The following is a 19,010-nucleotide window of genomic DNA, read 5'->3' as shown; positions in this document are numbered from 1 at the left end:
CCGTGGACCGCCGGACTTAGTTGTAGGCGACGGTGAACTGGGCCATGCCGTTGGCCGGGCCGACCGTGACCACGTCCTTCGTTGCGAAGTAGTTCGCCTTGAATTGCAGCGAGTTGGTGCCGTTGCCCAGGATGTATTGGGAAGACGCCTTGCCCATCGGGATCACCTTGCCGGTCGAATCCTTCAACTGGATCGCTACGCCCGTTGCGGCCGCCACGGTCTGCCCGGAATTTGCAATGGCCAGGTTCTCGCCATCGGCGGTGCCGGAGAAAGTGACCTGGGCATTCTTGGCCGAGGCGGTGTCGCAGTCGAGCAGATCGATGCTGAAGTCGACCGGCGTGGAAATGCTGCCGGTGCCGGTGAACTTCCGGCTCACGACTTTGCCGAGTTGCACGGTCTTGTTCTGGCTGCTGGGCGCCACCGAGCAGGTGGCGTCGATGATGTCGCCCTGGAAGTTGATGGTGCCGTCAAAGGCCATCGCGGCTTGCGAGAGGGCGCCGACAGCGGCGAGGGCGAAGAACTTGGCGAGGGGATGCTTGAGCATTTGATTCCTTGATTTCAATCGATGAGAGCCCGCTCCATGGCGGCAGGCCCTGCAAGACAACATCGCCGGCTGCTGCGGAAACACAGAGAGCCCGGCGGTGAATTAATATTCCTTGGTTAATTTTTTTGACTACGGTTTTTCGATCATTGATCTCCCATTGAGTTGAATTGAGCAGGAATCACAGATTGATTGGCGTCAATTCAGGCCATTGAGTCGCGATGACGCTGCCAATGGCCCTCGTCACGGATGACCGTCGACCACGCTGCCCACCCACGACGGCGCTCGGGCGGGCTCGCGCAGCCGGCGACTAGGACGATGGATTCAGGGCCACCAGGCGGTACCCCACCCCGTAGATCGTCAACAGCCGGATGCCCTTCTCAGGGCCCAGTCCCAACTTGCGGCGCACGCGCGTCACGTGCACGTCGAGCACCCGCGAACCGGGGCTGCTGGGCCGGTCGAAGAGCCGTTCCTCGATCTCGGTGCGGGCGACGACCTTGCCGAGGTTCTGGAACAGGATGCAGGCGACCTCGAATTCGCGCGGCTGCAAGCGCACTTCCACGCCATCGACCAGCACCACGCGCGCCAATCGCTTGAAATGGAAGCTCCCCCAGATCAGGTCTTCCTCGGCCGGCGGCACCTGCCCCCCTTGCCTGCGCGTGTGGAGCAATCGCAATCTCATCGCCAGTTCGGCACCGTCCACCGGCGCCGTGGCGAATTCGATCCGCTCTCCATTCAGCGAGTCCTCGTCGAAGGTGGCCGCGAGTTCCAATGCATCGCGCGACACGACGACCAGCATGGGCAGCTTCACCATGGTCCGAAGGTTCGCCCAGCGCCGCTGGCTCCATCCCTTGTCGGCACAGGCGATCAGCGCGTCGTAGTGACGGCCCGAGGACATCGACTCCCACAGGGTCTGCACCGAATCGAAGGCCGCCGAGGCGAAGCCCTGCGAGTCGAGCGCGCTGCGCAAGGTGCCACGGTTGCGCTCGTCGCCGAAGACCAGCGCCAGCGAGGAAATGGACCTGGGCAAGCCCAGCCCGGTGTTCGTGGTGGGACTCATGATGCGCAAACTCCCAGGGTCGAGGTTTCCGGCTCGAAGTTCGGAACCGCCTGGGCGACGAAGCGCCTGACGCTTTCGCCGACGATCTCGAGGTCCATGTCCGGCTCGCGAGCCACACGCAGCACCACGCCTTCGACGAAGCACTGCAAGGCGAACACCCGGCCGCGCACTTCGGCCTCGGGCAGTGCATGGCAGGCCTGGCGCATGCGGGCCTGCAACAGCGCGACGAGCGCATGACGCTCGCCCGCCAGGGCTTCGGCCGTGGCGCCGGCCACGCGCGCCCTGCGAGTGCCCTCCGCGACCGCCTCCAGCACGAAGGCGGCATTCGAAGCCCCCGTTGCGCGCCAACTGCGCAGCCGCTCGCAGACGAACGCCGCCACGGTCTCGGGCCGCAGATCCGGCAAGTCGCCGAGGCCCAGGCCCTGCAGGCGCTCCAGCAAGGCCAGCACGATGTCGTCCTTGGTCTCGAAGTGAAGGCGAATCTCGGAAGGGCTCATGCCGACCGCGTCGCAGATATGCACCATGGAGACAGGCCGAATGCCGCGCTCCGCGAAGCACGCGCTTGCGGCCAGGAGAATGCGGTCGCGGACCGCGCCTTCCCTTCCCGTGCCAGCCGCCTGCAATTTATTTCCCTGCAATTGAATCCTTTCGGCCCACTTCTTCGTAGACAGAATCCGCCTCACGAAAAGAGAGTGAACATTCAGTTTTTGTTAGGTTACTCCAGTCTCCGCACGACCACGGCATTGCCGGCCCAAATCCTAGGGACAAGTGTCATATTTCCCCGGAAAGGAGGAACTAGTTCTCGGCCACCCCTCGGCAAGATCAGTCGATTGTCAGCAAACAGCGGCCTTCTTCGGGGAAAACGAATGCAACCACGAACCGGCAGAGACAAGGGCGCCAGCGCCGGAAAGCTTGCCTCTCAGATCATGAAAAATGAATGAGCATTTATACTTTCTTTACTCCATGAGCGCCGACGTAAGCTCCCCAGCCAGCCGACACCACACCTCAAGGAAATTCACGCGTGAATAACAAGATCAAGCGCTCGTCTCCCAGCAGCGAACAGCGGGCCGAGTTGCAGAAGCTGAGGATCCTGAAGGCCGCGAGAACCTGCTTCATCCAGGACGGGCTGCATGCGGGCACCATCGCCCGCATCAGCGAAACCGCGCAGATGAGCCCGGGGCTGATCTACCGCTACTTCTCGAGCCGGGAGGAGATCGTTCTCGGCCTCATGCGCCTGCAGGTCAAGGCCGGCTTCGGCCCGGGCATCGCCGGACTGACGCCGAAGGTGGTGACGGCCCGCATCTGCGAATACCTGCGCCGGTGGCTCGCGGGCGACCCCGATGTTCCAAGCCCGCCGCTGATCCTGGAAATGAGCGCGGAAAGCACGCGCAACGAAGCGATCGCCAAGCACGTCGTCGACGCCGACAAGGAAGCCAGGGCATCGCTGATCGCCTGGCTGACGGACCTCTCCACCCAGGCCGGGGAGACAGTGAGCGAGAAGGAGATCCAGATCCGCGCCATGGCCCTCGGATGCTTCATCGACGGCCTGGTGCTTCGCGCGGCGCGCGAGCCCGACCTCGACATGGAGATCGTCGAGAAGAGCATGGACAGCCTCATGGCCATGGTGGTCCCTTCGCCGCCACGCAAGGCGACCTGAGGGCAGCCGGGTCTCGGCGGCGCGCGCTCCGCGTGATAGAGTCCGCCGCAGCGTGACTGCCACTGCCACGCTCGGCCCCGGGGACGACTCCAGGGCGCGATCGCCGCCCGGGGACGACCCTGCACTTCCTGTGAAGTTCAACCATGGTCCATCCTCGTAGCGCGCAGCCCCTCACCGCTGCCACCATCTCCATCCCACCGCAGACCTGGCTGCTGCTGATCGCAGCATGGGCCGTCGTCGGCGCGTTCACCGTCTTCGGCGCCGGCTGGCTCGGCCCCTCGATGACACCGGTCACGGCGGGCATCGCGTTCGCGGCGCTGTTCGTCACGATCCTGGCCGCGTCCTTCGGCGTGGTGAGGGAGGCCGACCATCTCGCGCATGCGCTCGGCGAGCCCTACGGCACCCTGATCCTGACGCTGTCGATCGTGCTGATCGAGGTGGTGCTGATCGCCTCCGTGCTGCTGGGGCCGGGCGACTTCCCCACCATCGGCCGCGACTCGATCTTCGCCGTCATGATGATCATCATGAACCTCGTGATGGGCCTGTGCCTCATCGCGGGCTACGGCCGCAACGGCCATCAGGGCTACAACGCGCAAGGCACCGCGTCGTACCTGTCGATGGTGGTGCTGCTGGCCAGCATCGCACTGGTGCTGCCGAAGTACCTGAGCGGCGCGGGCGAGTTCACGACCTTCCAGGCCATCGGCATCACGGGGGTCACGGCCGTGGTCTACGCGGTCTTCCTCGGCCTGCAGATGCGAAGCCACCGCAAGCTCTACATGGAACCCGCACCGGGCGTCGATGCCGAGCCGGCCCGCCATGCCGTCGGCCTGCTGCCCCAGCCCGCGCGGACGGACACGAAGTTCCTCGTGCTGCGCTCGGCCCTGCTGATCGCGCTGATCCTGCCGATCGTGCTGCTCGCCCACCATCTCGCGGTGGTCACCGACTACGGCATCGCGGCGGCGGGCGCGCCCACCGCCCTGGGCGGTGTCCTGATCGCCATCATCGTGTTCACGCCCGAGTCCATCACGGCCGTGAAGGCCGCGATGAACAACGAGATGCAGCGCGCCATCAACCTGTGCCTCGGCGCCTTCGTCTCCACCGTGGGACTGACGGTGCCGGCCGTGCTCGTGATCGGCCTCGTGACCGGCAAGCAGGTGATCATGGGCATCTCGAACACGGAGACCGTGCTCTACATCGCCACCGTGGCGCTGGGCATGCTGAGCTTCAACGGCCAGAAGACCTCGGCGGTCCAGGGCTGGATGCACCTGGCGCTGTTCGCGATCTTCGGGCTGCTCCTCTTCAGTCCCTGAGCCGAGGCTCCCGCTCAATAGGTGCGGTTCGGCACGCCCGACATCGACAGCGCCCACTGCGCGATCCGGTCCTTGCGCTCGAAGGCCACGCCCGGGTGCTTGTTCGCATAGGCCAGGAACTCGCCCAGCGCCTTCACGCGCGCGGGCGTGCCTCCGATGCGGTCGTGGGTGGAGATCGACATCATCCGCCGGCGTCCGGCCGCCTCGGCATAGAGCTGGTCGAACTCGTCCTTGAGCTCCTGGCCGAAGGCCGCGGCCGTGAGCGGCCCCTCCGCACCGAAGCGGGCGATGTCGTTCATGCGCAGCGTGTAGGGCACGACCGCGAAGGGCTTGCCGTTGACCTGCGTGGTCATCGGCTCGTCGGCCGAGAGGTCATCGATGTGGTACGTGAAGCCCAGTTCCTGCAGGATGCCGAGCGTGCGTGGCGTGCCGCGCAGCCAGAACGCGTTGTAGCCCGCGGGACGGGTGCCGGTGGCCTTGACCAGCGCATCGATGTTGGCCTGGTAGGAGGCGCGCTCCTGCTCGGGCGAGATGTCCCAATGCGGGGTCCAGGTCTGGCCATGCGCGGCGGCTTCGTGGCCGCGCTGCACGATCTCGCGCGCGAGCTGCGGGTTGCGCTCCACGGCCTGGCCGGTCATGTGCGAAGTCACCTTCACGCCATGCCGGTCCCACAGGTCGAGCAGCCGCGGGATGCCTTCGCGCACGCCGTATTCGAACCAGGTGCGCGCCGGCAGGTCCGGGTACTTCGCATCCATCGGCGGAAACGGCGAGCCGTTGTCGTGCTCGCTCTGCGCGCCCGACTCGAACTGCATCGATACCGAGATCACGAGCCGCGCGCCGTTCGGCCAGTGGCGGCCGGTACCGGCCGTGGCTGCAGCCTTCGGCCGCGCCTGGGCCCGCGCTTCGCCGGCCGCGAGGCCGGACAGCGCGGCGGCCGCCACCGTGCCCGCGCCGCCGCGCAGGATGTTGCGGCGCTCGAGGCTGCCGATGGAGGGGTTGGCGTTCATCTGGAGGATCCCTTTCATGGATGGTGGGGGTTCGACGGCGGGTTCCACTGCTGCTTCCAGTAGTTCGCCTTGGGGTGCTCGCGCAGGAACACGCAGCACTGCACCCATTGGTCGGGCGACAGCGCCTCGACCGCGCGGGACAGCACCGTGAACGCGGTGTCGGCCATCCGCTGGCTCACCTGGCTCGCACGCGGATTCGTGAGCACCAGCGTGGCGATCAGTTGCTGCGCGCCGGGCTCGTCGCCGCAGAGTTCGGCCACGATGGGTTGCACGCGCGACTTCAGATCGCCGAGCGCGGCCGATCCGCTGTCCGCGAGCGCGCGGTGCAGCGTCCGCAGGGTCCGCGGCCAATCGATGGCCGCGAGCAGAGGAGGCGATGCCTCGACAACGATGTGGGGCATGGCGCGCGACCTCAATCCAGCTTGATGCCGGCCTCGCGGATCAGTTGCTGCCAGCGGATGCGCTCGCCGGCCATCATCCGCGCGAAGGCCTGCGGCGAGCTGTCGACCGTGATCGACCCCAGTTCCGCGAGCTTGTCGCGGGTGTTCTTCTGCGCCAGCGCGCGGCGCATGTGGTCGACCAGCCAGGCCTGGCGTTCGCTCGGCGTGGCCGCGGGCGCGACGAAGCCGTACCAGCCGCCGATCTGCGCATCGACGCCGCTCTCCTTGAGCGTCGGGACCTCGGGCAGCGCGGGGATGCGCGCGGGGCTGGTCACGGCGAGCGCCTTGAGCCGGCCCGACACGATGTGCTGCAGCACCGCCGGCGTGGCCTCGAACAGCAGTTGCACGGTGCCGCCCATCAGATCGTTGAGCGCCGGCGCCGAGCCACGGTACGGCACGTGCAGGATCGACACCTGCGCCTCGCGCTTGAAGAGTTCGGCCGCCAGGTGCTGCGGCGTGCCGTTGCCCGCCGAGGCGTAGGAGTAGCGGCCCGGCGCCTTGCGCAGCACCTCGAGCGCCGCGCGCAGGTTCGGCGCGGGGAACGAGGGATGCGCCACCATCACCAGCGGCACCGACGCGGCCCAGGCCAGCGACGCGAAGTCCTTGGCCGGGTCGTAGTTGAGCTTGGGATAGAGCGCGGCATTCGCCGCCATCGGGCCGAGCGCCGCGAGCAGCAGCGTGTGGCCGTCGGCCTCGCCGCGCGCCACGGCTTCGGTGCCGATGTTGCCGCCCGCGCCGCCGCGGTTGTCCACGAGCACCGTGGCGCCGCTCTCCGTCTGCAGCGCATGCGCCATCAGGCGAGAGATCGCGTCGGTGGTGGCGCCGGCCGGGTACGGGCAGACGATGCGGATCGGCTTGGAGGGAAAGGCCCGTGCGTGCGACGCGCCGGCAAGGCCGGGGATGGCAAGGGCCGCGCCGGCCTGGAGGAAATTTCGTCGCTGCATGAATCGGTGCTTCCTGATGTCTCGTCTTGGGAGGCAGTTTCAGAGGATGCGCCGGCCGCGGCAAATCGCATTTTTCGGCACGCCCCATCGGATAATCCGATCGCCATGACCGCACGCCCCAGCAGCCGCGCCCAGCGCGCACGCGATCCCCTCGAGCTCGTTTCGCTGCGGCAGCTGCGCTACTTCAGCGCCGCGATGCGCGCGCCCAGCTTCAACGAGGCGGCGCGCGAATGCTCGATCTCGCAGCCCGCGTTGTCGGAACAGATCGCGCTGCTCGAACAGGTGCTGGGCGTGCCGCTCTTCGACCGCACCGGCGGCCGCGCGGTCCCCACGCTGTCGGGGCACGAACTCGAACGCCGCATCGCGGGCAGCCTGCTCGAACTGCAGTCGGCCTTGCGCGAGGTGCCCGAGCGGGCCGACACCATCTCGGGCCTGGTGCGCGTGGGACTCGTGCAGTCCTACGGCGCCTGCTGGGTGGTGCCGGTGATGCGCGCGGCACAGGCGCGCTGGCCCGCGCTGTCCGTGGCGCTGCGGCGGCGCACCGCGCACGCGCTCGAGGAAGGCGTGCTGCGCGGCGACTTCGAGTTCGCGGTGAGCTTCGATCCGCATCCCCATGTCGACCTCGAGATCGCGCAGTGCTTCGTCGAGCGGGCCGTCGCCGTCGGCGCCCTGCCGCGGCGCGCGCGGCGGCTCACGCTGGCGCAGCTCGCGCCCTGCAGGCTCGCGCTGCTGCCGAGCGAATACATGATGCGCCGCGAGCTCGACGCGGCCTTTGCCTCGCAGGGCCTCAAGCCGCAGGTCCGGCTCGAATCGGATGCACTCGAAGACCTGGTGGCCGCCGCGCGCGAGAGCGGCATGGTCGCGATCCTCAACGCCGCGGCCGCATCGAGCCTGGCGGTGCACGACGCGGTGCCGATCGACTGCGTCGAACTGCAGCGCAAGGCCTGCCTCGTGCGTTCGCGCACGCGCCATCACACGAACGCGTCGCGCCATCTCTGGGATGCGCTGGTCGCGGGCGCGCCGGCCCTGCCGTCGGGCTGGACCGCGCCCGGCAAGGCACGGCGCTAGATGCTTCGCAGGTTCACGCGCCGCGACAGGGCCTCGGCACTCTCGCGCCGCTCGCTGTAGCGATCGACCAGATGGCCGGCGCAATCGCGCGTCAGCAGCGTGAACTTGACCAGCTCCTCCATGACGTCGACCACGCGTTCGTAGTACGGCGAGGGCTTCATGCGCCCGGCTTCGTCGAACTCGAGGTAGGCCTTGGCGACCGAGGACTGGTTCGGGATGGTGATCATGCGCATCCAGCGTCCGAGCACGCGCAGCTGGTTCACCGCATTGAAGGACTGCGAGCCGCCCGAGACCTCCATCACGGCCAGCGTCTTGCCCTGGGTCGGCCGTACGGAGCCGACCGACAACGGGATCCAGTCGAGCTGCGCCTTCATGATGCCGGTCATCGCGCCATGGCGTTCCGGCGAGCACCAGACCATGCCTTCGGACCACTGCGCGAGCGCACGCAGCTCCTGCACCTTCGGATGGTCCTCGGGTTCGCTGTCGGGCAGCGGCAGGCCGCGCGGATCGAAGACGCGGGTCTGCGCGCCCAGCGCGCACAGCAGCCGCTCGGCCTCTTCGGTCAGCAGGCGGCTGTACGAACGCTCGCGGACCGAGCCGTAGAGCAGCAGGATGCGCGGCGCATGCGTCGAGCGCTCGGCGGGCCACAGGTGCCGTGGGTCCGGCAGCCGGAAGGCCTCCGCATCCAGGTTCAACAGGTCAGGGCTTGGCGACACGCTGGCCTTTCGCATCGATGACGGGCTCGCCGTCTTCCTTCGAGAACGCGCCGCGCTGGGCGTGCGGCAGCAGGTCGAGCACGGCCTCCGATGGCCGGCACAGGCGCGTGCCCAACGGCGTGACGACGATCGGGCGGTTGATGAGGATCGGGTGCGCGAGCATGAAGCCGATCAGTTCCGCATCGGTCCACTTCGCATCGGCCAGCCCGAGCTCGTCGTGGGGCGTGCCTTTCTGGCGCAGCAGGTCGCGCACGCCGATGCCCATGTCGGCGACCAGTTGCTCGAGCGTTGCGCGGTCCGGCGGATGCTTGAGGTACTCGATGACGGTCGGCTCCTCGCCGCTGTTGCGGATCAGCGCGAGCACGTTGCGCGAGGTGCCGCAGTCGGGGTTGTGATAGATCGTGATGTCGCTCATGGAAGGGAGGGATGTCGCTGGTGAGAAAGCAGATCAGCCGAAGCTCAGGCGCAGTGCGAGCGCGGCGAGGGTCAGGGCGAGCACGGGCACCGTCATGACGACGCCCACCTTGAAGTAGTAGCCCCAGCCGATGGTGGTGCCCTTCTTCGCGAGCACATGCAGCCACAGCAGGGTGGCCAGGCTGCCGATCGGCGTGATCTTCGGGCCCAGGTCGCAGCCGATGACGTTGGCGTAGACCATCGCCTCCTTCACCACGCCGGTGGCGCCCGAGGCATCGATGGAGAGCGCGCCGATCAGCACCGTCGGCATGTTGTTCATCACGGAAGACAGCGCGGCCGCCAGGAAGCCCGTGCCCAGGGCCGCGCCCCAGATGCCGCCTTGCGCGAACACGTCGAGCAGCGTCGAGATCTGCTCGGTCAGGCCGGCATTGCGCAGGCCGTAGACCACCAGGTACATGCCCAGCGAGAACACGACGATCTGCCAGGGCGCGCCGCGCAGCACCTTGCGCGTGGCGATGACCTCGCCGCGGGCCGCCACGGCCAGCAGCAGCAGCGCGCCAACGGCCGCCACGGCGCTGACCGGCACGCCGAGCGGCTCCAGGCCGAAGAAACCGACGAGCAGCAGCGCCAGCACGACCCAGCCCGCGCGAAAGGTGGCCGGGTCGCGGATGGCATCGGCCGGGCGCTTCAAGCGGCTGGCGTCGTAGCGCGCGGGAATGTCGCGACGGAAATAAAGCAGCAAGGCCAGCAGGCTGGCGACCACCGCGGCGAGATTGACCGGCACCATCACCGCCGCATAGGCGTTGAAGCCGATCCCGAAGAAGTCGGCCGAGACGATGTTGACGAGGTTCGAGACGATCAGCGGCAGGCTCGCGGTGTCGGCGATGAAGCCGGCTGCCATCACGAAGGCCAGGGTGGTGGCCGGCGTGAAGCCCAGCGCCACCAGCATGGCCATCACGATCGGCGTGAGGATCAGCGCGGCGCCGTCGTTGGCGAACAGCGCCGAGACGGCCGCGCCGAGCAGCACGATGAAGACGAACAGCCGGCCGCCGCTGCCGCCGCCCCAGCGCGCGACGTGCAGCGCGGCCCATTCGAAGAAGCCGGCCTCGTCGAGCAGCAGGCTGATGACGATCACGGCGATGAAGGTCCCGGTGGCATTCCAGACGATCTGCCAGACCCGCACGACGTCGGGCAGATGCACCACGCCGAGGGCCAGGGCCACCAGCGCGCCCAGCGCGGCGCTCCATCCGATGCCGAGGCCGCGCGGCTGCCAGATGACGAGCACCAGGGTCGCGAGGAAGATGAGAACGGCGGTGAGCATGGGGCGAGGAAACGATGCGGCGCCGACCGTCAGCAGCCGCAGGACGCGCCTTGCGCATCGACTTCGCAGGGCTGCCCCTGGCAGCAGTTCTCGCTCAGATAGGCCAGCAGCCCGTTCATCTGGTCGAACGAGGCGCGGTAGATCAGGTGGCGCCCCTGCCGCTCCTGCGACACCAGGCCCGCGCGGCCCAGTTCCTTGAGATGGAACGACAGGCCCGTGGCCGGAACGCCCAGCGTTTCGGTCAGCGCGCCGGGCGTCATGCCCTGCGGGCCGGCCACGACCAGGGCGCGAAACACACGCAGGCGCACGCTCTGCGCGAGGGCCATGAGAGAACGGATGACGGCTTCTTCTTCCATATTTCAATCATCGTTGAAATATTGAATCGTGGCAACCGACTTCCCGCGCAACCCGTCCCGGCGCTTGAAACCCCGGCGATTGCCCTTATGATTAGCACTCGCTGTGGTTGAGTGCTAACAAGCCTCGCCTCCAGTCGACGGGCAACCGGTCCTGCAGGATGGGCGCCCAAAAAACCACCACCCAGTTTCTTATCCAGGAGATGCAATGAAACTTCGTCCTTTGGCCGATCGCGTGATCGTCAAGCGTATCGACAGCGAAACCAAGACTGCCTCGGGCATCGTCATCCCCGACGCCGCCGCCGAGAAGCCCGATCAGGGTGAAGTCCTGGCCGTGGGCCCGGGCAAGCGCAATGACAAGGGCGACCTGTCGGCCCTGACCGTGAAGGTCGGCGACCGCGTCCTGTTCGGCAAGTACAGCGGCCAGACCGTCAAGGTCGATGGCGACGAGCTGCTCGTCATGAAGGAAGACGACCTGTTCGCGGTCGTCGAGAAGTAATCCACCCATCCCATTCGGAGTAAACAAACATGGCAGCAAAAGACGTCGTCTTCGGCGGAGAAGCCCGCGCACGCATGGTCGAGGGTGTGAACATCCTGGCCAACGCGGTCAAAGTGACCCTGGGCCCCAAGGGCCGCAACGTGGTGCTCGAGCGCTCGTTCGGCGCCCCCACCGTGACCAAGGACGGTGTGTCGGTCGCCAAGGAAATCGAACTCAAGGACAAGCTGCAGAACATGGGCGCCCAGCTCGTGAAGGAAGTGGCTTCCAAGACTTCGGACAACGCCGGTGACGGCACCACCACCGCGACCGTGCTGGCGCAAGCCATCGTTCGCGAAGGCTTCAAGTACGTGGCCGCCGGCATCAACCCGATGGACCTGAAGCGCGGCATCGACAAGGCCGTGACGGCCCTGGTCGAAGAGCTGAAGAAGGCTTCGAAGCCCACCACCACGTCGAAGGAAATCGCTCAAGTCGGCTCGATCTCGGCCAACAGCGACGAAACCATCGGCAAGCTCATCGCCGACGCGATGGACAAGGTCGGCAAGGAAGGCGTGATCACCGTCGAAGACGGCAAGTCGCTGGACAGCGAACTGGACGTCGTCGAAGGCATGCAATTCGACCGCGGCTACCTGTCGCCCTACTTCATCAACAACCCCGAGAAGCAATCGGCGCTGCTCGACAACCCCTTCGTGCTGCTGTTCGACAAGAAGATCAGCAACATCCGTGACCTGCTCCCCACGCTGGAACAAGTCGCCAAGGCCGGTCGTCCGCTGCTGATCATTGCCGAAGAAGTCGAGGGCGAAGCCCTGGCGACGCTGGTCGTGAACACGATCCGCGGCATCCTGAAGGTCGTGGCCGTCAAGGCGCCTGGCTTCGGCGACCGCCGCAAGGCCATGCTCGAAGACATCGCCATCCTGACGGGCGGCAAGGTCATCGCCGAAGAAGTCGGCCTGACCCTCGAGAAGGTGACGCTGGCCGACCTGGGTCAAGCCAAGCGCATCGAAGTGGGCAAGGAAAACACCATCATCATCGACGGTTCGGGCGCTGCTGCCGACATCGAAGCCCGCGTGAAGCAAGTGCGCGTGCAGATCGAGGAAGCGACCAGCGACTACGACCGTGAAAAGCTGCAAGAGCGCGTGGCCAAGCTGGCCGGCGGCGTTGCAGTGATCAAGGTCGGCGCTGCCACCGAAGTCGAAATGAAGGAAAAGAAGGCTCGCGTCGAAGACGCCCTGCACGCCACCCGCGCTGCAGTGGAAGAAGGCGTGGTTGCCGGTGGTGGCGTGGCCCTGCTGCGCGCCAAGCAAGCCGTGGGCGACCGCGTGAAGGGCGACAACGCCGACCAGGACGCCGGCATCAAGCTGGTCCTGAAGGCCATCGAAGCCCCCCTGCGCGAAATCGTGAACAACGCCGGCGGCGAAGCCTCGGTGGTGGTGAACGCGGTGCTGGCCGGCAAGGGCAACTACGGCTTCAATGCCGCCAACGACTCGTACGGCGACATGCTCGAGCTGGGCATCCTGGACCCGACCAAGGTGACCCGCACCGCGCTGCAGAACGCCGCTTCGGTGGCCTCGCTGCTGCTGACGACCGAAGCCATGGTGGCTGACGCTCCGAAGGACGACGCTCCTGCCGGCGGCGGCATGCCCGACATGGGCGGCATGGGTGGCATGGGCGGCATGGGCATGTAATTGCCTCTCGCCCGGCGAGCGCTTCGGCGTTCGACGGGCGGGTCGTTCAGACACGACGGAAGGCCGGGGTTCGCCCCGGCCTTTTTCTTTGGGCGCGCCGCTTCAGCCGCGCGCCCTGCGCCGCGGCCCCGCCGCGGTCGACGCCATGTCGATCGGCAGCGGCGCGTCGGCCTTGACCTCGCGCAGCACGATCGCCGAGCGCACGTGCGTCACGCCGGCCTGCTCGAACAGCGTGGTGTGCAGGAACTGCTCGTAGTGCTTGATGTCGGGCACCAGCACCGTGAGGATGTAGTCGGCCGGCCCGGTGGCCGAGGCGCAGCGCACCACCTGCGGACTCGCGGCCACGGCACGCTCGAAGTCGCGCACCTTGGCCTCGCTGTGGCGGTCGAGGTTCACCTCCGTCACGGCCGCGAGGTTGAGCCCCACCTTCTCTCGGTCGACGATCACCGTGTAGCCGCGGATCACGCCGCTGGCCTCCATGTCCTTGATGCGGCGCCAGCACGGCGTGGGCGACAGCCCCACCGCGTCGGCGATCTGCTGCACGGTCTGGCGCGCGTCGCGCTGCAGTTCGTCGAGGATGCGCAGCGAATGATGGTCGAGAGGGATGAATTCGTCGTTCATGGCGATTTTCGAGATGGATATTCCTGATTCCAGGGTCACCCTGTAGTGATTCAAGAGAATATTCCTCCTGAGCGAGAACAACAATCTCGCAATGAATTCGAATGACCTCTCTTCGGCCGCAGCCCCCACCCGCGCCGCCGAAACCGCCGCCACGACCACCCTCGCCCGTCCGGGCTACCAGCTCGCCGACAACCTCTGGGCGAGCTCGGGCGTGGTCTTCCTCACCGGCACGCAGGCGCTGGTGCGCCTCTTGTGCATGCAGCGCCAGCGCGATGCCGCGCGCGGCCTCGACAGCCGCGGCTTCGTCAGCGGCTACCGCGGCTCGCCGCTCGGCATGGTCGACCAGGCGATCTGGAAGGCCGGCAGCCGCTTCGAGCAGGAAGGCGTGCGCTTCGTGCCCGCCATCAACGAGGAACTGGCCGCCACCCAGGTGCTCGGCACCCAGCGCGTGGAGTCCGACCCCGAGCGCGAGGTCGAGGCCGTGTTCGGCATGTGGTACGGCAAGGGCCCGGGCGTGGACCGCGCGGGCGACGCGATCAAGCACGGCAATGCCTACGGCGCCTCGCCCAACGGCGGCGTGCTGGTGGTGGCGGGCGACGACCACGGCTGCGTGTCCTCGTCGATGCCGCACCAGTCCGACCAGGCCTTCGCGGCCTGGGGCATGCCGGTGGTGCAGCCGGCCAACGTGGCCGAGCTGGTGGAGTTCGGGCTCTACGGCTATGCGCTCTCGCGCTACTCGGGCACCTGGGTCGGCATGCCGGCGCTGTCGGAGGTGGTCGAGAGCTCGAGCACGGTCGACCTCGACCTGATCCTCGCGCGCAGCGCCGCCTGGCTCGATGCCGACGGCGTGCGCGAGGCCACCGGCCACCGCGCGCCGGCCGACGGCCTGCACTACCGCTGGCCCGACCTGCCCTCGCTGCGCATCGAGTCGCGGCTGGCCGACAAGCACGAGGCGGTGGCCGCGTTCGCGCGCGTCAACAGCATCGACCGCGTGGCGGTCGAGAGCCCCGACGCCCGGGTCGGCATCGTGACCTGCGGCAAGGCCCACTACGACCTGATGGAAGTGCTGCGCCGGCTCGAGATCTCGACCGAGCGCCTGGCCGCGGCCGGCGTGCGCATCTACAAGGTGGGCCTGAGCTTCCCGCTCGAGCAGACGCGCATGCGCGCCTTCACCGCGGGCCTGGCCGAGGTGCTGGTGATCGAGGAGAAAGGCGCCTTCGTCGAAAGCCAGCTGCGCGACATGTTCTACAACGCGCCGGCCGACGCACGCCCGGCGCTGGTCGGCAAGCACGACCGCGACGGCCGCCCCTTCATCTCGGCACTCGGCGAACTGCGGCCCTCGCGGCTGATCGAGCGCGTGGCCGAATGGCTCGAGCGCCACGTCGGCGGCGCCGACGGCATCGGCCGCCCGACCGAGCGCGTGCGCGACTTCACGCCGCCCGACCTGCTGGCCAACGCCAGCGATGCGGTCAAGCGCCTGCCCTACTTCTGCGCCGGCTGCCCGCACAACACCAGCACCAAGGTGCCCGAGGGCTCGACCGCGCGCGCCGGCATCGGCTGCCACTTCATGGCCAGCTGGATGGAGCGCGGCACCGCGGGCCTGGTGCAGATGGGCGGCGAGGGCGTGGACTGGATCTCGCATTCCAAGTTCACGCGCGTGCCGCACGTGTTCCAGAACCTCGGCGACGGCACCTACTACCACTCGGGCTACCTGGCGATCCGCCAGGCGGTGGCGGCCAAGGCCACCATGACCTACAAGATCCTGTTCAACGACGCGGTCGCGATGACCGGCGGCCAGCCGGTGGACGGCGTGATCACCGTCGACGCGATCGCGCGCCAGGTCGAATCGGAAGGCGTGATGCGCGTGGTGGTGGTCAGCGACGACATCCGCAAGTACGACGGCCAGAAGGACCGCTTCCCGGCCGGCACCGGCTTCCACGACCGCAGCCTGCTCGACACGGTGCAGCGCGAACTGCGCGAGGTCGCGGGCGTCACCGTGTTGATCTACGAGCAGACCTGCGCCGCCGAGAAGCGCCGCCGGCGCAAGAAGGGCGAACTGGCCGATCCGCCCAAGCGCCTGTTCATCAACCAGGCGGTGTGCGAAGGCTGCGGCGACTGCACGGTGCAGAGCAACTGCGTGGCCGTGGTGCCGCACGAGACGCCGCTGGGCCGCAAGCGCCAGATCGACCAGACCCACTGCAACAAGGACTATTCGTGCGCCCAGGGCTTCTGCCCGAGCTTCGTGGGCGTCACCGGTGCCTCGCTGCGCCGCAAGGCCGGCGCGCTGCAGCGCGAGAAGGACGCCGTGCTGGCACGCGCCGCCGCGCTGCCGCAGCCCCCGGGCCACGACTGGGACAACGCGCCCTACGACCTGCTGGTCACCGGCGTCGGCGGCACCGGCGTGGTGACCGTGGGCGCGCTGGTCGCGATGGCCGCGCACCTCGAGGGCAAGGCCGCGAGCGTGCTCGACTTCATGGGCTTCGCGCAGAAGGGCGGCTCGGTGCTGAGCTTCGTGCGCATGGCGAGCCATCCGGAGCGCCTGAACCAGGCCCGCATCGACACCCAGCAGGCCGATGCCGTGCTGGCCTGCGACCTCGTCGTCGGTGCCTCGCCCGAGGCGCTGCAGGCGGTGCGCCACGGCCGCACGCGCATCCTCGCGAACCTGCACGAGATCCCGGTCGCCGAGTCGCTGCGCAATCCCGACGCCGAGCTGCACATCGACCTGCTGCTCGAGAAGCTGCAGTTCGCGGCAGGCGAGGAACAGGTGAAGACCTTCGACGCGCAGGCGCTGGCCGAGGAGTTCATCGGCGACACGCTGGCCGCCAACATCCTCGCCGTGGGCTATGCGTGGCAGCTTGGCCTGGTGCCGCTGGGCTTCGAGGCGCTGATGCGCGCCATCGAGCTCAACGGCGTGGCGGTCGCCGCCAATCGCCTGGCCTTCGCGCTGGGTCGCATGGCCGCGGCCGATCCCGAAGGGCTCAAGCGCCTGGGCGACACGCTGCAGCCCGCGTCGGCGATGGACCTCGCGAACGCGGCCGACGGCAACGACCTCGAGGCCATCGTCGCGCGCGGCGTGGCGCATCTCTCGGGCTACCAGAACGCCGCCTGGGCGCGACGCTTCGAGACCCGCATCCGCGCGCTGCAGCAGCGCGAATCGGCGCTCGGCGGCGATGCCTCGCTGCCCTTCACGCGCAACGCGGCGCGCAGCCTGCTCAAGCTCATGAGCTACAAGGACGAGTACGAGGTCGCGCGCCTGTACACCGACGGCAGCTTCCAGCGCAGCCTGATGGAGCAGTTCGAGGGCGAGAAGATCAAGCTCGAGTTCCACATGGCCCCGCCCTTCCTCGCACCGCCGAAGAATGGCCAGGCCCCGCGCAAGATCCGCTTCGGCGCCTGGATGCTGCCGGCGATGCGCGTGCTCGCGCACGGCAAGGCGCTGCGCCACACGCCCTTCGATCCCTTCGGCCGTACGCAGGAGCGGCGGCTGGAACGCGAGCTGATCGCCCACTTCGAGGCCCGGCTCGACGAACTGGCGCAGGACATGGCGGCCGCCGACCAGAAGCTGCTGGCCGACATCGCCGCGCTGCCGATGACGATTCGCGGCTACGGCCACGTGAAGATCGGCAACCTCGCGCTGGCGCGTGCGCGCGAAGCCGAGCTGCTGCACCGGCTGCGGCCGCAGCGCTATCCGGCGCCGGCCTCGACCAAGGCCGCGGGGCAGATCAAGGGCATCGCGATCGTCGCGGCGCACTGAACGCTCCGGCTCCCTCTCCCTCTGGGAGAGGGCCGGGGTGAGGGCTCTGGGCGACGGATACCGTCAGGGCCATGGTGAGGCCCGGTGCCCTCACCCTGACCCTCTCCCAGAGGGAGAGGGAAAAGACCAGGCGCTCAGGCCTCGAACGACGCGCGCAGCAGCGGATAGAGCTTGCGAAAGCGCGCATGCCGCGCGCGGTGCCCCGCCGCGGCCTCGGCCTTCGGATCGAAGCGCTGCCGCACCGCGGGCGCGGTGCACACCGCGGCGATGGCACCACCATCGGCCAGCCAGGCCAGCCGCGCGGCGCCCAGCGCGCCGCCGGCCTCGCCACCCTCGGCCAGCGTCAGCGGCACTTCGAGGATGTCGGCCAGCAGCTGCGCCCACCAGCTGCTGCGCGCACCGCCCCCCACCAGCGCCAGCGCGCCCGCGGGCCGCGCCAGCGTGTCGAGCCCGTCGCGCAGGCCGAAGCTCACGCCCTCGACCAACGCATAGGCGATGTCGTCGGCGCCATGCGCCTGCGTGAGCCCGAACAGCACGCCCTGCGCGTTCGCGTTGTTGTGCGGCGATCGCTCGCCCGACAGGTAGGGCAGGAAGATAGGCGCGCGCGCACGCGCCGCGTCGTCGAGCCGCGCGGCCGCCGCCAGCAGCGTGGCCTCGTCGCCGAAGCCCAGGTGCCGCGAGGCCCAGCTCACGGCGCTCGCGGCCGAGAGCATCACCGACATCTGGTGCCAGCGGCCCGGCAACGCATGGCAGAAGGCATGCACCGCCTGCGCGGGATTCGGTTCGAAGCGGCTCGAGGCCACGAAGATCACACCCGAGGTGCCGAGCGAGACGAAGCCCTGCCCCGGCTCCACGATGCCCATGCCGACCGCGCTGGCGGCGTTGTCGCCCGCGCCGCCGGCGATCTTCACCTCCGCGCCCAGGCCCCAGCGTTCGGCGAGCGCGGGCTTCAGCGTGGCCGAGACCTCGCTGCCTTCCACCAGCCGCGGCATCTGCGCACGCGTGAGGCCGGTGGCCGCGAGCAGCTCGTCGGACCAGTCGCGCGCACCGACGTCGAGCCACAGCGTGCCGGCCGCATCGGACATCTCGCCGACCGCCTCGCCGCTGAGCATGAAGCGCAGCCAGTCCTTGGGCAGCAGCACGCGCGCCACGCGCGCGAAGAGCTCGGGCTCGTGCTCGCGCACCCACAGCAGCTTGGGCGCGGTGAAGCCCGGCATCGCGAGGTTGCCCGCGATCTCGCCCAGGCGCGGCACCGCGCGCGTCAGCGCCTCGCACTGCGCGCCGCTGCGGCCGTCGTTCCAGAGGATGGCCGGACGCAGCACCTCGCCGGCCGCGTCGAGCAAGGTGGCGCCGTGCATCTGGCCCGACAGCCCGATGGCGCGCACCTGCGCGAGCGCGGCTGGCTGGTCGGCGCGCAGTTGCGCCATCACCTGCTCGAGCGCCTGCCACCATTGCGCGGGCGATTGTTCGGACCACAGCGGATGCGGCCGGTCCACGGTCAGCGATGCGCGCGCCACGCCGACGATGCGGTGATCGTCGGCGAGCAGCAGCGCCTTGAGCTCGGACGTGCCGAGGTCGAGTCCCAGATACAAGAGAAGCTCCCGGTGGGTTTGGATGAAAGGC

18 protein-coding genes are annotated in these 19,010 nt (G+C 68.4%); 6 read left to right on the top strand and 12 right to left on the bottom strand.

Translation table 11 applies throughout. The features are described from left to right. Positions 1–16 precede the first annotated feature (16 nt). The 3 genes from R0232_RS07515 to R0232_RS07505 all read right to left on the bottom strand — a co-directional run bounded on the left by R0232_RS07515 (position 17) and on the right by R0232_RS07505 (position 2,239). Positions 17–544: a fimbrial protein gene (locus R0232_RS07515; protein WP_431511740.1), complete on the bottom strand. Its 528-nt coding sequence runs from the start codon at positions 542–544 to the stop codon at positions 17–19. A gap of 307 nt (positions 545–851) precedes the next feature. Then, positions 852–1,601 (bottom strand): winged helix-turn-helix domain-containing protein, encoded by a 750-nt coding sequence (locus R0232_RS07510; protein WP_431511739.1) that lies wholly within the window; start codon positions 1,599–1,601, stop codon positions 852–854. Next, a complete protein-coding gene (locus R0232_RS07505) occupies positions 1,598–2,239 on the bottom strand; it encodes a TetR/AcrR family transcriptional regulator (protein WP_431511738.1) in 642 nt (213 codons plus the stop codon). The genes R0232_RS07510 and R0232_RS07505 overlap by 4 nt, the downstream gene beginning before the upstream one ends. Positions 2,240–2,622: 383 nt before the next feature. Between R0232_RS07505 and R0232_RS07500 the strand changes: the two genes are divergently transcribed. Both R0232_RS07500 and R0232_RS07495 read left to right on the top strand, forming a co-directional pair. After that, positions 2,623–3,258, top strand: coding sequence for a TetR/AcrR family transcriptional regulator (locus R0232_RS07500; RefSeq protein ID WP_431511737.1), 636 nt, complete (start codon positions 2,623–2,625; stop codon positions 3,256–3,258). A 143-nt stretch (positions 3,259–3,401) separates the two neighbouring features. Next, a complete protein-coding gene (locus R0232_RS07495; protein ID WP_431511736.1) occupies positions 3,402–4,568 on the top strand; it encodes a calcium:proton antiporter in 1,167 nt (388 codons plus the stop codon). A gap of 14 nt (positions 4,569–4,582) precedes the next feature. Here R0232_RS07495 and R0232_RS07490 read toward each other — a convergent pair whose 3' ends face one another. From R0232_RS07490 to R0232_RS07480, 3 genes are read right to left on the bottom strand one after another with little or no spacing between them, the layout of a single operon-like run. After that, positions 4,583–5,575: a polysaccharide deacetylase family protein gene (locus tag R0232_RS07490; RefSeq protein ID WP_431511735.1), complete on the bottom strand. Its 993-nt coding sequence runs from the start codon at positions 5,573–5,575 to the stop codon at positions 4,583–4,585. Between the two features lie 14 nt (positions 5,576–5,589). Further along, entirely contained in the window at positions 5,590–5,976 is a 387-nt protein-coding gene (locus tag R0232_RS07485) for a 5-carboxymethyl-2-hydroxymuconate Delta-isomerase (RefSeq protein ID WP_431511734.1), read from the bottom strand. An 11-nt stretch (positions 5,977–5,987) separates the two neighbouring features. Beyond that, complete coding sequence (locus R0232_RS07480; RefSeq protein ID WP_431511733.1) at positions 5,988–6,959, bottom strand: Bug family tripartite tricarboxylate transporter substrate binding protein; 972 nt, start codon at positions 6,957–6,959, stop codon at positions 5,988–5,990. 105 nt (positions 6,960–7,064) lie between these two features. On the opposite strand from R0232_RS07480, the gene R0232_RS07475 reads away from it, so the two are divergent. Beyond that, complete coding sequence (locus R0232_RS07475; RefSeq protein WP_431511732.1) at positions 7,065–8,027, top strand: LysR family transcriptional regulator; 963 nt, start codon at positions 7,065–7,067, stop codon at positions 8,025–8,027. Here R0232_RS07475 and arsH read toward each other — a convergent pair. Genes arsH through R0232_RS07455 form a run of 4 tightly spaced genes read right to left on the bottom strand, consistent with a single transcriptional unit; the run spans position 8,024 to position 10,834 of the window. Next, positions 8,024–8,758, bottom strand: a complete 735-nt coding sequence (arsH, locus tag R0232_RS07470; protein ID WP_431511731.1) for an arsenical resistance protein ArsH — start codon at positions 8,756–8,758, stop codon at positions 8,024–8,026. The two genes, R0232_RS07475 and arsH, sit on opposite strands and share 4 nt — an antisense overlap. Further along, a complete protein-coding gene (gene arsC / locus R0232_RS07465; RefSeq protein WP_057596046.1) occupies positions 8,727–9,158 on the bottom strand; it encodes an arsenate reductase (glutaredoxin) in 432 nt (143 codons plus the stop codon). Before arsC ends, arsH begins: the two co-directional genes overlap by 32 nt. Positions 9,159–9,191: 33 nt before the next feature. Then, positions 9,192–10,478, bottom strand: a complete 1,287-nt coding sequence (locus R0232_RS07460) for an arsenic transporter (protein ID WP_431511730.1) — start codon at positions 10,476–10,478, stop codon at positions 9,192–9,194. A 29-nt stretch (positions 10,479–10,507) separates the two neighbouring features. Next, entirely contained in the window at positions 10,508–10,834 is a 327-nt protein-coding gene (locus R0232_RS07455; RefSeq protein ID WP_431511729.1) for an ArsR/SmtB family transcription factor, read from the bottom strand. 205 nt (positions 10,835–11,039) lie between these two features. On the opposite strand from R0232_RS07455, the gene R0232_RS07450 reads away from it, so the two are divergent. Next, the gene (locus tag R0232_RS07450) at positions 11,040–11,330 is read left to right on the top strand and encodes a co-chaperone GroES (protein WP_057597714.1); all 291 of its coding nucleotides are present in this window, start codon (positions 11,040–11,042) and stop codon (positions 11,328–11,330) included. A gap of 29 nt (positions 11,331–11,359) precedes the next feature. Continuing rightward, positions 11,360–13,012: a chaperonin GroEL gene (gene groL / locus R0232_RS07445; protein ID WP_057597713.1), complete on the top strand. Its 1,653-nt coding sequence runs from the start codon at positions 11,360–11,362 to the stop codon at positions 13,010–13,012. 102 nt (positions 13,013–13,114) lie between these two features. Here groL and R0232_RS07440 read toward each other — a convergent pair whose 3' ends face one another. Then, positions 13,115–13,633, bottom strand: coding sequence for an Lrp/AsnC family transcriptional regulator (locus tag R0232_RS07440; protein WP_057597712.1), 519 nt, complete (start codon positions 13,631–13,633; stop codon positions 13,115–13,117). A 91-nt stretch (positions 13,634–13,724) separates the two neighbouring features. Here R0232_RS07440 and R0232_RS07435 point away from each other — a divergent pair, with 91 nt between their 5' ends. Further along, positions 13,725–17,387, top strand: coding sequence for an indolepyruvate ferredoxin oxidoreductase family protein (locus tag R0232_RS07435; RefSeq protein ID WP_431511728.1), 3,663 nt, complete (start codon positions 13,725–13,727; stop codon positions 17,385–17,387). A gap of 134 nt (positions 17,388–17,521) precedes the next feature. Here the strand turns inward: R0232_RS07435 and xylB are convergent, their stop codons facing one another. Next, positions 17,522–18,979 carry a xylulokinase gene (gene xylB, locus R0232_RS07430; protein ID WP_431511727.1) on the bottom strand — a complete coding sequence of 486 codons (1,458 nt, stop codon included), beginning with the start codon at positions 18,977–18,979 and terminating at the stop codon, positions 17,522–17,524. Between the last annotated feature and the right edge of the window lie 31 nt (positions 18,980–19,010).

The sequence above is a fragment of the Variovorax sp. DAIF25 genome (assembly GCF_050711835.1).
Lineage (GTDB): Bacteria > Pseudomonadota > Gammaproteobacteria > Burkholderiales > Burkholderiaceae_C > Variovorax.
Note: the sequence above shows the minus strand (reverse complement) of the source record. Positions and strands in the feature narration are given on the sequence as shown.